Below are 13,891 nucleotides of genomic sequence, written 5' to 3'. Positions count from 1 at the left end.
TCTTTTCTACAACTTTAACTTTTCTGACTGGCGTTATCGCAAGCAGTCGAGCACTGGCCGATAATGTGGTTTTTATTAACGCTAAAATTGTTCAAATAGAAGCCACATACATGCCCGCATTTGTCCAGTTCAAGACCGACATGTCGGTGGGATCATGCCCGGCTGGTATTTGGTTGGTTTGGAATCCCAGCACGCTAAGCACAGTTCCCTCTGATGCGGAATCACGTATCCAGAGCGCCAACGCCGTGTACTCGCTTTTAATTCTGGCCAGGTCCACGGGATCAACGGTTTCTTTCGTGGCCTCCACAACGGGTGATGGAGTCCATTGTGCGGTTACTACCATGGGCGCCCCATAACTTTGCTGTGTTACAAATATGGCAATGAAGTGAGGACTAGATTATGAGAGGCGTTCACGCTTTATTCGAGGAGCAGATGAGTTCTATAGCGCCAGATGGTCTCAGCGAAATGCGATTAGCGGCCTATATTGACCACCTTGCTTGAACCTGAAACGCCCTTGATATTCGGCAAGCAAAAAAATATTTCCAAGTTAGTAGCGTCGTGGTCGGAGCTGCGTCAGTATGGACAACTCCCCCTCTCGGCCACAGGGCGCATCCATTCCAAAACCAACCATGGCGCCGGCGTAATGGTCCGCGCTCCGGGCTGTCGCGCGGGAGTGCCGCGATATAGCGCGATGGTCCGAAAAACCTCCCCGGTGGTGGTGTCGGTGGCAAGAACCCGCAGCATGGTACCGGCGATCAGTCCGCCGCCTCCGCCAAAACCCGTCGTGGCGAACGCCTGCCCTTCTAAGGCGGCTTTCCCCCGAAACGGCGCCCGCGCATGCACGGTTCCCCAAACCTGGAGGCAAGCCCGAACCACGCCATCCAGACCGGACACAGCCCCCAGATCATCGAGTGACCAAAGGGCCGTACGGCCGTTCATCCTCAGGTTCTTGCCGTCGGCGCCGGGCGGATCCATGCCCCGCCACTGGGCAATGGCGTCCGCCGCTTGCACCGCTTGGCGCTCGGGGAAGCCCAGCCCGTGTATCGCCTCCGCCAGGTCCTTGCGGGAGAGACCGTTCAGGTCGATGCGCCCCACCTCCGACATCACCGTGACGCCCACCATTTTGCCCTCGACGGCAACCGAACCGCCCTGGGAAGAGGACGGCGCCCTACCGGAAGCGGCGACGCCATCCAGCACCTGCCAGGTGGCCAGGGCAGCCCGCTCTTCTCCACCCAGCGCCACCGACGCCGACCGCGTGAGCCGGCGCGCGGCCACCCCGTTGCCGACGACAACGGCCCCCACCGCCGTGGCAATGGCCAGCAGGAACAGCGTCAACAACAGGGCATAGCCGCGCTGCCCCGCCCAACGGTCCCCCTCAAGATCAGCGCGGGGCGGTGCCATTCGCCCCCGCGAGCGCTTCCAGCTGGTTCATGCGGGCCTTCAGGGCGTCCGTCACCTCCCGGGCCTGGATCACGTTGCGCACGATCACCGGCCGCAGGAAGACCAACAGCTCGGTCCGGCCATGACTGTTCTTGTCACTGCCGAACAGCTTGCCCACCACCGGAATCTCGCTGAGGTAAGGGATGCCACTGCCGGACTTGCTGGAGGTGTCGCTGATCAGACCGCCCAGGGCCACCGTCTCGCCGTCCTGGATGTTGACGATGCTGCTGATCTTGCGCTGCTGGATGGTGGGGCTGTCGATGCCCGAGGTGGTCGTGGTCGCCACGCTGCTCACCTCCTGGTTCACGTCCAGCACCACGGCCCCGCTGTGGTTGATGCGGGGCGTCACCTCCAGGATCACGCCCGTGCTCTGGTACTGGATGGAGTTCACCACGGCGCTGTCGCTGGTCAGCGTGCTGGTCGCCTGCTGCACCACCACCGGCACCTCGTCACCCACCTGCAGCCGGGCCGTCTCATTGTTCAGCACCAGCAGCCGGGGCGCGGACAGGACCTGCACATCCGTCACACTGGACAGCGCGTTCAGCACCACCTGGGTGTTGGGCGTCAGGAAGGTGTAGTTGAAGTTGGGGTAGCTGGCACCCAGCTTGGCGGCCGTGCCGTAGCCGGCGGTGCTGCTTCCCCTGTCCAGGAACCATTGCACGCCGAAATTGAGGTCGTTGTTGAGGGTGACCTCGGCGATCGTCGCCTCAATCAGTACCTGTTCCCGGGGGGAATCCAGCCGCGTCAACGCCTGCTCCAGCATGGCGTACTGGCTGGCCGTGCCATAGATCAGCAGGGCGTTGCGCCGCTCATCGGCCACGACCTTGGCGCCTTTCAACTCCGGGATCGCTTCCCCCTCCCCTCCGCCGTCCGAACCGCCGAAACCCGCCGATGCCGGGGATGGCACTGGACTGACCGGGCTGGTGCTCAGCGCGCCGCTGGAGCCAAAGCCTGAGGAATTGCTGCCAAAGCCGCTACCACCGGCGGGTGTGCCGCCAAGACCTCCGCCCGTCAGCGAGGAATTGTTCGTCGCGCTTGCCGCGGTCGTCCGGCTTGATGAACGAGCGCTTTCACCACTTCTGTCCGAAGAGGATGAAGAACCGCCGCCTCGACCCATCAGGCGGTTCAAAGAGGCCGCCAGTTCCGCTGCGGATCCGTTCTGCACCTCATAGTAATGCACCATGCGGCCCCCGTCCGTGGAGGTATGGTCCAGCCTCTCCACCCACGATCCGATGGTTGCCAGGAACTCTGGCCGCTTGGCCGCGACCAGCAGCGCGTTCAGGCGCGGCAGCGGCACGAACTCCACCATACCCTGCAGTGGCCCGGTGTTGAGCTGCAGCACCTGGCGCAGTTCCGCCTCAAGCTTGGCCGGCTCCACCGACTGGAGCGTGAACAGCGAGAACGATAGGCCGGCCAGCCAATCGACGTCGAAACTGGCGACCAGCTGGGTGAATGACTCGATTTCCCGGGCGGTGCCGCTAACGATAAAGATGTTGCGGTTGGTGTCCACCATCTGGATCAGGCCGGGCCGGGTCAGCGGCCGGACGATCTTGTCGATGTCAGCCGTGGAAATGAAGCGTACCGGCACGATGGCCGTGCTGAAGCCGGCCGCCTGCTCGGCAGCGGACAGCCGCTGGAAGGGCGCCTGGGCGGCCGCCTCGGAAACAGGAACAACTTGATAGAAACCATCCCCGGCGATGATGGCGAAACCTTGGGCCCGCAGGACGGTATCGATCGCGGCCAAGGCCTGGGCACGGGGCAGAGGTCGCGTGGTGCGGATAGTGACCTGCCCCTGGACCTTGGGATCGATCGTGTAGTTTAGGTTCAGCATGCCACCCAGGACCGCGTCCAGGACGGCGCGAACATCGGCGTTGACGAAGTTCACGTCGATGGGTTCGCCCTCGCCGCCGCCCAGGCCCCGCACCGAGCCCCCTGGCCGGACGAACTCCCCGGTGCCGCTGAAGGTCTGGGCCGGCTGGCGGGGCGCTGTCGATGCCTGCGCCGTGAACAAGGTGGTGTCCGGGCCGGCTTTTGGCATGGCGGGAGCCGACGGCAGGGGTATGCCGGTGCCCGCCTTCTCAGGTGCGCTGGAGCAACCGGCCAGCGCTGCGCCGGCCAAGAGCGAAAACGAGAGGAATCTGCGAATCATAACGTTGCTTTACCTGGGGTGCGGTGACGGCGCGAGAGGGGGCGGGGTGACAAGGGGATAGTCCTGCACCTGGTCGGCATGGCGCAGGCGAAGACTGGTCCGGGTGATGGCCTCGACTTGCCATTCCCCCAGCGTGTCGCCGGTCCTGAGACGGAAGGGCTTTTGCGCACGCTTATCCGTGCCGGTCGCCACCCCGCTGCTGGTGCCGGCGATGATGCCGACGACCTGCAGATCGGGGGGCTGGGCCAGAGTGGACGGGGGCGGCTGCACTGGCTTCGGCGGAGGTGGCCGGCGGCCTTCAGCGAAAAGGGGGCGGCGGACAGCTTCGCCCATGTCCGCCATGGGGTGAGCCACAGCTGGCGCGGGCACGGCGCTGGCTGGTGGCAACGCCGGCACCGCCACGGCCGTCGGCCCGGCCGCGGACAAGACGCCCACCAGCGCCAGGGCGACACCAGTCGCCGCGCCAACGCCCGCCAGCACCAGGGCCGCGCGGTCAAGGTGGGGTAAGGTCGGCATAGGCGTCGATTTCCAATTCCATGCTCAAGGCCACAGAGTCGTCAGGCGTCACGGGGACCGGGGGGCGAAGGCGCATATCCCGTAGCAATAGTCGCGGGCGGGCCGCTTCAAGCTGGGTCAGCGCGTTCTGGACGGCCTCAGGCGTCCCGTCGATGACGAGGCGGCTGGTCAGCCGCTGACGGTGTGAGCCTATGGCTTCCGTTGCGGTGTCGAGACTGCGCAGGGTGGCGCCGGTTGGCTGGACCGCCATGCGTATGGCCGTTTGCGTCCCGGCGACGGTACCGCCCTTTTGGAAGATAGCCCCCTCATCTACTACGCGTTCCAGCTGTGCGGTCCGCCGCATGAGTTCCTCCCGCTGGGCCGCGCTTCCCCGGGCCACGGCCAGCTGAACGGACCGAGCCTGGCGCCGCTCCATGGCGGCGGTCACGCGCTCCATCAATGGCGGAGTCAGCGCGTAAAGGGTGGCGGCGCCCACCGCCAGGATCAAAATCAGGGTAAAGCCCGGCCGCAATTGAAGCGTCACTTTCATCGTACCTCTCCCCTCGTCCCCACCGCGGAGGCTACCCCGCTTAAGGGAAGGACCAGACCGAAAGCGGCCCCGTTGTGCCCGGGCGGCGCCAGGAAATGGGCCCTGGAAAAGAGGGGAACTTCCTGGAAGCGGGCGAGAACCGCCTGAGGATCGGCCGCGCGAACCTGCAGGACCATTTCCCCGCCGTGCAGGGATAGCTCCTGCAACCAGGCGTCGTCGGGCAAGGCCCGTGCGACCTCATCCAGCAGCTGGCGGCGGGATGGCTGAACCAAGGCGTCGCTGTCACGGCTCAGCACCGCGCCCAGCACCTCCGCCCTTTCCCGCAGTTGGCGCACGGCTTTGACCTCGTCCGCCAGGGTTTTGAGCTTCTGCTCCATATGCGCGGTCTGCTGGTCCAGCGTCCAGGCGGCCAACAGGGGCGGAAGCGGCAGAACCACAGCCGCCACGGTCAAAAGCGCCAGCATGCGACCCAGACGCCGACGCAACCGCATCACGTCCAGGCGCAGGAATTGCGGCTGCGGGCCGGGACCGGCCGTCGTCACGGACGTGATGCGCCCACCCGCATGCAAGGCCGCCGCCAGCACACTCCGCCGAACCATGGATATACGGGCGATGACGTCATTGCCCTCGCGGACCGTGACCAGATCCCAAGCCAGCAACTCAGGCTTCAGGGGCATGTAGCGGTGCGCTAGCATAGCCGCCTGTTTCCAGGGGTCGATGCCGATCCCGCGCGGAATGGGCAGATCGACCGTGTAGACATCCTGGCTGTCCAGCAACAGGGTGAGCGGTCCATGTCCCGCCCGCCCCACCACGCTCATTCCGCCCGGCGCCAGTTGCACCGGTTGCGGCGACAGCCCCAGGTATCGCGCCATCGGCTGCGGCAATGCCGCGGCTACAGCCTCCGCCAAACCATCGATCATGCCGGCGGTCAACACCAGGGCGCGTCCGTGTTTCATGACGCGCTCCGCCGGCAGACATTGGCGATGGTGTCGAATTCGCAGAAAACGCCGCCCGCGAGCATCGGTGCCGCGATCATGGGTGGCCACCAGCCAGCGCCGGCCGTCTTCACATCCAACCGTACCAGGTCGGGCAGCGCGTCCTTGCGCGTCCATCGGGCCGACCAGCTGTCCTGCCGCCGATCAAAGTAAGACCAGGCGATTTGGGACGCGTCCTCCACCAACGTGCCATCGGTCGCGGCAGGCGCATCGGGGCGCAGCCCCGCCACATGCAGATGCAACGCCTGGTGATCCGCAGCTCCCTCCACCGTCATGGTCACCCGATAGAGGCCTCCGCGCCCCAACCCCGGCGGCAGGGTGGTCAGCAGTTCCAGATGGGTGGCGTCAGCGGACAAGGGCATCACTTCGGCCCCCACCGCGCCGAGATCGGCGACGGGCAGGGCGTTCTGCACAACGGCGCGGGTGAAATCGTGGACGCGCTCCAAGGCGGCCGCCCCTTTTTGCAACGATCCGCTCCGGTCCGACATCCGACTCATCAGGGGCAACAGCTCGACGCCTGCCAGGGCCAACAGGCCCAACAGCGCCAGCACCACCAAGGCCTCAACCAAGGTCATTCCCCGCTGCCCCGCACTCTGGGAAAGGGTCGCGTTCATGGCGTCCTTTCTCCCGGCACACGTTTTGTGGACACGGCCAAGGTCTGGCCGCTGGGCGTCGCCACCTCCACCCGATACGTCGCTCCCCCCTCTCCAAGGGCACGGTTGTCCTTGAGCAGGAACGGCAGGCCGGTGATAGCGGGATCGGCCTTGGCCATGGTCCCATCCGCGCCCACGGGCAGGGCGCCGCCCGCGGTCGCCACCGATTGCGCCAGCCGCAGGGCGACGGTCTCGCTCCAGGCCTGCCGGGCGGCCCAGACACCCGACCAGGCGTTATGCGCCAGCATGGCCGTGACCAAGCTGAAAATGGTCAGCGCCACCAGCATCTCCAGCAGGGTGAAGCCCCGCATCCTCTTCACGGCTGGCGCTCCTCATGCACGGTGCCCAGAGGCCAGTCCACCAGGACGGTCTTTTCCTGCCCGGCATCCCGCAGCAGGAGCCGTCCTCCCTTGGACCAGCCACCTGGCAGGAAACGGATAGCCTCGGGAAAGGCTGGATCCCCTCCCACGACGCGCACTTCCACCGCCGCGATGCGGCGCAGCCGGAGACCTCCGGTTCCCTCCGTCAGATCTTTGAGCGAGAATGCCGTCTCCCGCCGGTAGACCAGCGCATCGGACTGGCGATTGCGCAACTCCTCTTCAAGGGCGGCGACCGCCGCGGTAAGACGCAAGCCGGGCAGGCGCTGCTGCAAGCCAAGGGAAAGCACGCTCCCGGCCAAGCCGATGATCGCCAGGACCACAAGCAGTTCCACCAAGGTGAAGCCAGCGTCGCGCATGCCTACCAGTTCGTGACGTCGTGGGCATCGCCCTCGCCGCCTTCCTTGTTGTCGCTACCATAGGAGAACAGGTCGTAGGCGCCGTGCGCGCCCGGCACCTTGTAACGATAGGGATTCCCCCAGGGATCGATGAGGGCCTGGCGCTTGCGCAGGTAAGGCCCACGCCAGTTGGCGTCGCTGCCAGGCGCGGTCATCAGCGCTTCCAGCCCCTCGTCATTGTTGGGATAGCGCCCCATGTCGACATAGAAGAGGTCAACGGCAGACACCAGCGTATTGATTTGGGCCTGCGCCGCCTCGCCCTTGGCTTTCCCTAGACGGCCCACCAGGTTGGGCGCCACCAAGAGGCCCAGAAGGCCGATGATGACCAGCACCACCAGGACTTCCACCAGGGTGAAGCCGCTCTGGCCCTCCCTCGGCCGCTGCGTCATCGCTTTTTCAGATCGCAATGTCATTGAGGCTCATAATTCCCGATATGAGGGCGGCGAAAATCACACCGACCATTCCGCCTAAAACAAGGGTCAAGGCCGGCGTCAGCAGGGACAGCGCCCGGTCCAAGGCTGTCGTCCGTTCCCGCTCCAACGCCTTAGAAAGGTCCAGCAGAGCCTGCGGCAAGCTGGCGGTCTGCTCCGCGATGGCCATCAGCCGGACCAGACGCATGGGGAAGAGCGGTTCATTTCCAAAAGCGCGGCTGAGCCCCTGCCCGCCCCGCACAGCCACCCGCACCCGGTCGGCGGCATTCGCCAAGGCGCTGTTCCCCATGCATCCGCCTGCCGTCGCCAATGCCCCCGCCAATGGCACACCCCCCGCCAGCAAACTGGCAAGCGTGCGGGTATAGAGGGTCAACTGAGCATCCCGCAACAAGCGGCCGAACGGCCCGGTGGCGACCAGCAGCAAATGGTCAATGCGCAGACGCGCCTGGGCCTGCCGATAGACCCGCAGCAGTATCAGCAGCCCCACAGCCATAGCGGCCAGCAGGCCTGGACCGAAGTGCCCCATAAAATCCCCAACAGCGAGGACCGCGGTGGTGGCGGGCGGCAGTTTGGCCTTGCTGCCGGCGAACAGATCCTGGAACTGCGGCAGGACATAGCCCGTCATCAGCGCCAAGGCCGCCAAGGTCAGCAAGGCGATCAGCGCGGGATAGATCAGGGCACTGATTAAGCGCTGCCGAAACTGCGCACGATCCGCCTCCAGCAGCGCCAGGTGCTCCAAGGCTGCCGGCAGGGAACCGCTCTGCTCCCCCGCCCCCACCAGGCCCATGAACTCCAACGGAAAGACTTTGGGATAGCGCTCCAGGGCGCGACCAAGATTTTCGCCGGACCGTACGCGTTGCCTCAGATCGGCCACCAAGCCGCCGGCTGCCGGCCGCTCCATCTGATCCGCGACCAATCCTAGGGCCGGTTCCAGCGCGATACCGGCGCCAACCAGATTGGCCAGATCGCGGACGAAAGACAAGCGCTCCGCTCGCGTCAGGCCGGCGCCGCGACGCCACCACCGAAAGGTCCGTTCCGTTTCCACCGAGATCGGCCGCAAGCCGCGCTGCAGCAACTGGTCGATGGCCGCTGCCTGGTCATGAGCATCCAGCCCGCCACGGCTGCGGCGTCCCTCCATCGACACGGCGTTATATAGATATCGGGGCAAGGGGTCAGTCCGCCTTGGTCACGCGCAAAATTTCTTCAGGCGTGGTGACGCCGTCCAACACCCGCTGCAGGCCGTCCTGGTACAGGGGCACCATGCCGCCCGTCTGAACCGCCGCCGCTTCGATCTCCGCCGACGACGCCCCCTGGCGGATCAGCGTCCGCACCGCGTCGGTGATGGGCAGCCATTCGGCGATGGCCGACCGCCCGCGATAGCCGGTGCCGTTGCAGGCCGGGCAGCCCACGGCGCGATGAACGGTGGTTTCCCGTGCCGGCAGCCCCAGGGCCGCCGCCGCGTCGGCCGACAGGGTGTGGGGCTGGCGGCAGGTAGGGCACAGGGTGCGCACCAGGCGCTGGGCCAGCACCCCGTTCAAGGTGGAGGCCAGCAAGTAGGGGTCCACGCCCATGTCCATCAGGCGCGGGACGGCGCCGGCGGCGTCGTTGGTGTGCAGGGTGGACAGCACCAGGTGGCCAGTTAGGGCCGCCTGCACCGCCACCTTGGTGGTTTCGCCGTCGCGCATCTCCCCCACCAGGATGACATCGGGGTCCTGGCGCAGGAAGCTGCGCAGGGCGTGGGCGAAGGTCAGGCCGATGCCGGGCTTCACCTGGGTCTGGTTAATGCCGTCCAGCAGGTATTCCACCGGATCCTCGACCGTGAGGATCTTGCGGCGCGCGGCATCCATGCCGCGCAGCCCGGCATAGAGGGTGGTGGTCTTGCCGCTGCCGGTGGGGCCGGTCACCAGCACGATGCCGTGCGGTCGATCCAGCTGGGCGGCCAGCGGCTGCGCCACCCAGGCGGGCAGGCCCAGGCTGTCCAGCCGACCGCCCGCCGTCTGCTGGTCCAGGATGCGCATCACCACGTCTTCGCCATGCACGGTGGGGGTGGTGGAGACGCGGAAATCGATCTCGCGGCCCTGCAGGGTTTGACGGATGCGCCCGTCCTGAGGCAGGCGGCGTTCCCCGATGTCCAGTCCAGCCATGACCTTGACACGGGTGATGAAGCCGGCGGCCATGCGGCGGGGCAACACCTCCGCCTCGCGCAGAATGCCGTCCACGCGATGGCGGATGACCAGGCGGTCGGCCATGGGCTCGACATGGATGTCGGTGGCGCCGGCGGCCAGCGCCGCCTGGATGGCGTTGCCCACCAGGCGCACCACCGGCCCCTCGCTGGCGAGATCGCGCAGGCGCTCGGCATCGCCCTCCAACAGGTCGGGCATCGCGTCCTGGTTGGCGGCGGGCTGCGCCGGCTCATACAGCCGGTCCAGGGCGGCGGCGATGGCCGTGCCGGTCATGACCACCGGGCGCACCGGCCGGCCGGCCAGGAAGGCGGCCGCGCCGAGCGCCTGACCATCCAGCGGATCGGCCATGGCGAACACCACCTCGGCGCCCTCATCGATCAGCGGCAGCATCAGCTTGGCCTTGAGGAAGGCCAGGTTGGCCACATCCATCATCACCGGCACCTGGGGCAGGTGGTCGGCGGGCCACAGCGCCAAGCCCAGGGCCTGGGCATACGCGGCCGCCATATGCTCCTCCGACACCAGGCCCAAATCCAACAGCCGCCGATCCACCCGGCCACCGGCCGCCTGGGCCCGGCCCAACGCGCCCGCGGACAGCTGCCCCTGCGCCGCCAGCGCGAACAGGACGCGGACCAGAGGATCATCTGGAAGCGCCCGGAAATCGGCGACAGTTTCGGGGGCAAGCGCCAGCATGGGTTAGATCGAACGTGAGAGATTAGAGTGCGTTTCCACCGCCAGATTGTATAGCAATCCCCGCCAGAAGGGGCTACCTAAACCGGCTGGGCGGCCACGATCTTGGCGGCTTCTGTCAGGCATCCACCTCACCCGGATACCGCTACGAGGCTGGCACCCTGACCATCGGTCTCTGCCAACACCGCCGACGCGCTGGTGTCCACCCCAAGGGACGCACTCCACCTTCTGGGGAGTATTCATCCGCCACTGACAATCATTCCACGCGCGACCAAATACTGAAGCTACAGCTGCGCCCACGCCACCCCGAAAAGGCCCAAGGCGATCGCTGGGCCAAACGGCATTTCGGTTCCTTGTCCCAGTCGGCGCCAGACCAGGTTTCCAGCCAGCCCGCTTAACGCTGCCACCAACAGCAGCCAAGGCACGCCGCCCAGCCCTACCCAGAGGCCGGCAGCAGTAAACAGCTTCACGTCGCCCAGCCCCATCGCTTCACGCCGCAGACGCCAGCCAACCATGGCCCTAAGAGCCAATGTCAGGCTCCCCGCCAGTACGGCAGCCAATGCCCCGTCCAAAGGCGTGACCGACAGCCCCATCAGGGAGGTCCCCGCCCCGAGAAGCGCGATTGCTACAGTCAGCCCGTCAGGTAGATATCGATGGGTCAGATCAACGGTCGCCGCTGCCATAAGCAACGGGACGACCATGATGAGGGGCAAAACCTCCGGCCCGCCCCCCCTCGCCCCACCACAGCGGCACAAGCGACACCGGCGCCCAGTTCCCCAAGCACATACCGCCTTCGAATGGAGCTACCACACAACCGACAACGGCCACGGTTCAATAGCCAGGACAGAATGGGAATAAGATCCCGGAAGGCGAGCCGTCGACCGCAAGCATCACACCGAGACCGGCCAGTTCGCCAATTCATGCCCCTCGGCAATCGCCATGCAAGCGCCATAGCGAAACTGCCGGTCACAAGGCCCCAGATCCAAGCCCAAATTATTGCTTCCATCCCAACCAATAGCTTTCCCTCCAGCGTCGTCGCCCTATACGATCGCATTTCACAAGGAGATAGAATATGCGGCGTCAACGGCTCCGCCGTCCTCGTCTTACAACACGAGGCGTATGAATCGCATGCGGTCTAGAAGCCGATCGACACGGCAACTGGTCGATTTATTGGAATTAGCGGGGCTATTTGATCGCACTGCTCCGCAGCTCATCTTCGATGAGCACCGACGCGCTCCCAAGGACGAGTGGGCTGCTGCCGACTTGGATGACACCGGGATAATACCAAGGAGCGCTGATGGCGACTCTCACTGAGGGGATTCCCTTCAGGCGGATTTTCTGATTCACCAGAGCAAGCACAGAGGAGGCTTGCGATGGGTTCGGCAGTCGAGGTTCGTTCGGATTATTCAGCGGCGGCCTTGCGCCAATTCGCCCGCCGATGCGGCGATGCTGATCAGGTTCGGCGGTTGTTGGCCCTGGCGGAGATCCTCGACGGCCGGAGCCGGGGTGAAGCGGCCAGGACGGCCGGCGTGACGTTGCAGATCGTGCGGGATTGGGTCCTTCGTTTCAACGCGGATGGCCCGGACGGCCTGGCGACACGCAAGGCGCCCGGCAAGGCGTCGCTGCTGAACGATACACACCGCGCGCGCTTGGCCGCGGCCGTCGAGGCCGGGCCGATCCCGGCCGTGCACGGCGTCGTGCGCTGGCGGCTTATCGATCTGGCCCAGTTGCTGTGGGACGAGTTCGGCGTGTCGGTGACGCGCTTCACCCTTGGTCGCGAACTGCGCGCGCTGGGCTATCGCAAGCTCTCGGCCCGCCCGCGCCATCGCGGCCAGAAGCCCGAAGACCTCGCCGATTTTAAAAAACCTTCGCAACCCGTCTGGCGGCCATCCGGCGCCACCTCCCGGCGGGAACGCCCGTAGAGTTGTGGTGGCAGGACGAGGCGCGGATCGGTCAGCAGACCGAGCTCACCCGGCGCTGGGCCAGGATTGGCACCAGGCCATCAGCCCCGAAGGATCAGCGCCGGGCCTCAGCCTGGATCTTCGGTGCGATCTGCCCGGCGGTGGGCAAAGGTGCCGGCATCGTCATGCCCCGCTGCAACAGCGCCGCGATGAACCGCCATCTCCAGGAAATCGCCGTTCACGTCGCCCCAGGAGCGCAAGCTCTCCTCATCCTCGATCAGGCCGGTTGTAAGCGTCAGCGGATCGGCGAGCATTTCAAGGGTTGACGGCCTTCTTCATTCTTGAAGCGTTGGCGATCCGCTTGAGGGTTATCCGGATCTGCTCTTCATCGATATCGTCCGGGTCGTAGGGGCCACCGTACCAATCGAGGGCTTCCTTCTTCTTTTTGCTGCCTCTGCCCTTGTCGGGCCCGGCGATGTCGTCGAGGAACTCGTAGTAGCCGGGAATGCCGCCACAGTCCTCTGGCGGGCAGCGCCGCTCGCCACCAAGGAACTGGGGATAGGGCTGGTCCGGTTGAGCGCCCTCGACACGCTCGATGATGATCTGGTGTTCCCAGTTGTCGCCCATGTCGTAGACGTAGCCGAACGTCTCGACACCGGCATCGAGCAACTTTTGCAGCTTGATCGTGCTGGCGCGCTTGATGGTGCGCCCCCAGTCCATGCCATCGGGATCGGGAAGGCCGTAGGTGGCCCCCTCGACCTCGAACTCCCACAGATGGTAGTCGAGCCAACCCATGGCGGCCTGGATGATCTTGTGGAGCGCCGCGAGGCTGGTGGTGCCGCGCACGGCAACGCGGCGCCAGACCAGGGGTTCGGTATGGAGCAGTTCGATGCGCAGGATGACAAGGGTGTCGGCGGTCATGCCGCGAGTTTGTCAGCCCGGCGTGTCCAGTTCCAGGGCAGAAGTTCGGCCAGCCGGTTGATCGGATGGCCCTTGGCCATGCGGTCCAGGACATCCGTCAGATAGGCCTCGGGGTCGAGCCCATTCAGCTTCGCCGTCTCCAGGACGGAGTAGAAGGGTGCCGCCCGGTCGCCGCCCGCCTCCGATCCCAGGAACAGGAAGTTCTTCCTGGTGATCGCGATGCCGCGCAGGGAGCGCTCGGCGGGGTTGTTGTCGATGGCGATGCGGCCGTCGGCGACATAGAGGGTGAGCGCGTCCCAGCGGTTCAGCGCATACCCGATCGCCTTGCCCAGCGTGTTCTTGGCCGACAGGCGCCGCTGCTGCGCCTCCAGCCATGGTTTGAGGTCGTCGAGGATGGGAACGGCGAGTTGCCGCCGGGCGTCCCGGCGCTGTTCGGCCGATAGGCCGGTGATCGCGGCTTCAACCTCGTAGAGCCGCCCGATCCGGCGCAAGGCTTCCTCGGCAATGGGTGACCTGGTCTTCTCGTACTGGTCGTAGAGATGCCGCCGCGCATGGGCCCAGCAGGCCGCGTGGACGACGCCCGATGGGACGACGCCCGATGGGACGATGCCGGGCGGGACCAGGCCCGATGGCCGGGTCAGGGCCTCATAGCCCGTGTAGGCGTCGGCCTGGATCACGCCACTGAACCCGGAGAGATGCTCACGCGGGCGC

At 65.9% G+C, this 13,891-nt stretch carries 17 protein-coding genes; 2 read left to right on the top strand and 15 right to left on the bottom strand.

The features are described 5' to 3' along the window. Nucleotides 1-573: 573 nt before the first annotated feature. The 13 genes from FBZ90_RS18245 to FBZ90_RS28850 all read right to left on the bottom strand — a co-directional run bounded on the left by FBZ90_RS18245 (nucleotide 574) and on the right by FBZ90_RS28850 (nucleotide 11,364). Entirely contained in the window at nucleotides 574-1,401 is an 828-nt protein-coding gene (locus FBZ90_RS18245) for a hypothetical protein (protein ID WP_145734370.1), read from the bottom strand. After that, on the bottom strand, nucleotides 1,382-3,478 hold the full coding sequence (gene gspD / locus FBZ90_RS18240) for a type II secretion system secretin GspD (protein WP_186455895.1): 2,097 nt from the start codon (nucleotides 3,476-3,478) through the stop codon (nucleotides 1,382-1,384). The genes FBZ90_RS18245 and gspD overlap by 20 nt, the downstream gene beginning before the upstream one ends. Before the next feature lie 120 nt (nucleotides 3,479-3,598). Further along, complete coding sequence (locus tag FBZ90_RS18235; protein ID WP_145734366.1) at nucleotides 3,599-4,105, bottom strand: hypothetical protein; 507 nt, start codon at nucleotides 4,103-4,105, stop codon at nucleotides 3,599-3,601. Further along, nucleotides 4,083-4,634, bottom strand: a complete 552-nt coding sequence (locus FBZ90_RS18230) for a GspMb/PilO family protein (RefSeq protein WP_145734364.1) — start codon at nucleotides 4,632-4,634, stop codon at nucleotides 4,083-4,085. Before FBZ90_RS18230 ends, FBZ90_RS18235 begins: the two co-directional genes overlap by 23 nt. Beyond that, on the bottom strand, nucleotides 4,631-5,590 hold the full coding sequence (locus tag FBZ90_RS18225) for a PilN domain-containing protein (RefSeq protein WP_145734362.1): 960 nt from the start codon (nucleotides 5,588-5,590) through the stop codon (nucleotides 4,631-4,633). The genes FBZ90_RS18230 and FBZ90_RS18225 overlap by 4 nt, the downstream gene beginning before the upstream one ends. Continuing rightward, on the bottom strand, nucleotides 5,587-6,243 hold the full coding sequence (locus FBZ90_RS18220) for a prepilin-type N-terminal cleavage/methylation domain-containing protein (RefSeq protein WP_145734360.1): 657 nt from the start codon (nucleotides 6,241-6,243) through the stop codon (nucleotides 5,587-5,589). Before FBZ90_RS18220 ends, FBZ90_RS18225 begins: the two co-directional genes overlap by 4 nt. Further along, entirely contained in the window at nucleotides 6,240-6,593 is a 354-nt protein-coding gene (locus FBZ90_RS18215; protein WP_246130511.1) for a type II secretion system protein, read from the bottom strand. Before FBZ90_RS18215 ends, FBZ90_RS18220 begins: the two co-directional genes overlap by 4 nt. Before the next feature lie 5 nt (nucleotides 6,594-6,598). Next, nucleotides 6,599-7,018 (bottom strand): prepilin-type N-terminal cleavage/methylation domain-containing protein, encoded by a 420-nt coding sequence (locus FBZ90_RS18210; protein ID WP_145734356.1) that lies wholly within the window; start codon nucleotides 7,016-7,018, stop codon nucleotides 6,599-6,601. Nucleotides 7,019-7,020: 2 nt separating this feature from the next. Then, complete coding sequence (gene gspG, locus FBZ90_RS18205; protein ID WP_246130485.1) at nucleotides 7,021-7,446, bottom strand: type II secretion system major pseudopilin GspG; 426 nt, start codon at nucleotides 7,444-7,446, stop codon at nucleotides 7,021-7,023. Nucleotides 7,447-7,453: 7 nt separating this feature from the next. After that, nucleotides 7,454-8,626: a type II secretion system F family protein gene (locus FBZ90_RS18200; RefSeq protein ID WP_145734352.1), complete on the bottom strand. Its 1,173-nt coding sequence runs from the start codon at nucleotides 8,624-8,626 to the stop codon at nucleotides 7,454-7,456. 34 nt (nucleotides 8,627-8,660) lie between these two features. Further along, nucleotides 8,661-10,361 (bottom strand): GspE/PulE family protein, encoded by a 1,701-nt coding sequence (locus FBZ90_RS18195; protein WP_145734350.1) that lies wholly within the window; start codon nucleotides 10,359-10,361, stop codon nucleotides 8,661-8,663. Nucleotides 10,362-10,642: 281 nt separating this feature from the next. Then, nucleotides 10,643-11,059 carry a prepilin peptidase gene (locus FBZ90_RS18190; protein WP_145734349.1) on the bottom strand — a complete coding sequence of 139 codons (417 nt, stop codon included), beginning with the start codon at nucleotides 11,057-11,059 and terminating at the stop codon, nucleotides 10,643-10,645. Continuing rightward, on the bottom strand, nucleotides 11,017-11,364 hold the full coding sequence (locus FBZ90_RS28850; RefSeq protein WP_420872610.1) for a prepilin peptidase: 348 nt from the start codon (nucleotides 11,362-11,364) through the stop codon (nucleotides 11,017-11,019). The genes FBZ90_RS18190 and FBZ90_RS28850 overlap by 43 nt, the downstream gene beginning before the upstream one ends. 367 nt (nucleotides 11,365-11,731) lie before the next feature. Between FBZ90_RS28850 and FBZ90_RS18180 the strand changes: the two genes are divergently transcribed. Together FBZ90_RS18180 and FBZ90_RS18175 are read left to right on the top strand one after the other, a co-directional pair. Beyond that, nucleotides 11,732-12,280, top strand: a complete 549-nt coding sequence (locus tag FBZ90_RS18180) for a helix-turn-helix domain-containing protein (protein WP_145734346.1) — start codon at nucleotides 11,732-11,734, stop codon at nucleotides 12,278-12,280. 2 nt (nucleotides 12,281-12,282) lie between these two features. Beyond that, complete coding sequence (locus tag FBZ90_RS18175; protein ID WP_186455892.1) at nucleotides 12,283-12,585, top strand: transposase; 303 nt, start codon at nucleotides 12,283-12,285, stop codon at nucleotides 12,583-12,585. Here the strand turns inward: FBZ90_RS18175 and FBZ90_RS18170 are convergent. Together FBZ90_RS18170 and tnpC are read right to left on the bottom strand one after the other, a co-directional pair. Beyond that, nucleotides 12,575-13,180 carry a plasmid pRiA4b ORF-3 family protein gene (locus FBZ90_RS18170; protein WP_145734345.1) on the bottom strand — a complete coding sequence of 202 codons (606 nt, stop codon included), beginning with the start codon at nucleotides 13,178-13,180 and terminating at the stop codon, nucleotides 12,575-12,577. The two genes, FBZ90_RS18175 and FBZ90_RS18170, sit on opposite strands and share 11 nt — an antisense overlap. Beyond that, the coding region (tnpC, locus tag FBZ90_RS18165; RefSeq protein WP_145734343.1) for an IS66 family transposase at nucleotides 13,177-13,891 on the bottom strand (715 nt) is incomplete at its 5' end. The genes tnpC and FBZ90_RS18170, both read right to left, overlap by 4 nt.

The organism is Nitrospirillum pindoramense (genome assembly GCF_007827955.1).
Classification (GTDB): Bacteria; Pseudomonadota; Alphaproteobacteria; order Azospirillales; family Azospirillaceae; genus Nitrospirillum; species Nitrospirillum amazonense_B.
This window is presented reverse-complemented; position numbering and strand designations above follow the sequence as displayed.

Excerpts from the sequence above, each read along its gene's own strand:
- FBZ90_RS18245 (WP_145734370.1), bottom strand. The coding sequence starts at position 1,401 with ATGGCACCGCCCCGCGCTGATCTTGAGGGGGACCGTTGGGCGGGGCAG.
- gspD (WP_186455895.1), bottom strand. The coding sequence starts at position 3,478 with ATGCCAAAAGCCGGCCCGGACACCACCTTGTTCACGGCGCAGGCATCG.
- FBZ90_RS18235 (WP_145734366.1), bottom strand. The coding sequence starts at position 4,105 with ATGCCGACCTTACCCCACCTTGACCGCGCGGCCCTGGTGCTGGCGGGC.
- FBZ90_RS18230 (WP_145734364.1), bottom strand. The coding sequence starts at position 4,634 with ATGAAAGTGACGCTTCAATTGCGGCCGGGCTTTACCCTGATTTTGATC.
- FBZ90_RS18225 (WP_145734362.1), bottom strand. The coding sequence starts at position 5,590 with ATGAAACACGGACGCGCCCTGGTGTTGACCGCCGGCATGATCGATGGT.
- FBZ90_RS18220 (WP_145734360.1), bottom strand. The coding sequence starts at position 6,243 with ATGAACGCGACCCTTTCCCAGAGTGCGGGGCAGCGGGGAATGACCTTG.
- FBZ90_RS18215 (WP_246130511.1), bottom strand. The coding sequence starts at position 6,593 with ATGCGGGGCTTCACCCTGCTGGAGATGCTGGTGGCGCTGACCATTTTC.
- FBZ90_RS18210 (WP_145734356.1), bottom strand. The coding sequence starts at position 7,018 with ATGCGCGACGCTGGCTTCACCTTGGTGGAACTGCTTGTGGTCCTGGCG.
- gspG (WP_246130485.1), bottom strand. The coding sequence starts at position 7,446 with ATGACGCAGCGGCCGAGGGAGGGCCAGAGCGGCTTCACCCTGGTGGAA.
- FBZ90_RS18200 (WP_145734352.1), bottom strand. The coding sequence starts at position 8,626 with ATGGAGGGACGCCGCAGCCGTGGCGGGCTGGATGCTCATGACCAGGCA.
- FBZ90_RS18195 (WP_145734350.1), bottom strand. The coding sequence starts at position 10,361 with ATGCTGGCGCTTGCCCCCGAAACTGTCGCCGATTTCCGGGCGCTTCCA.
- FBZ90_RS18190 (WP_145734349.1), bottom strand. The coding sequence starts at position 11,059 with ATGGTCGTCCCGTTGCTTATGGCAGCGGCGACCGTTGATCTGACCCAT.
- FBZ90_RS28850 (WP_420872610.1), bottom strand. The coding sequence starts at position 11,364 with ATGGAAGCAATAATTTGGGCTTGGATCTGGGGCCTTGTGACCGGCAGT.
- FBZ90_RS18180 (WP_145734346.1), top strand. The coding sequence starts at position 11,732 with ATGGGTTCGGCAGTCGAGGTTCGTTCGGATTATTCAGCGGCGGCCTTG.
- FBZ90_RS18170 (WP_145734345.1), bottom strand. The coding sequence starts at position 13,180 with ATGACCGCCGACACCCTTGTCATCCTGCGCATCGAACTGCTCCATACC.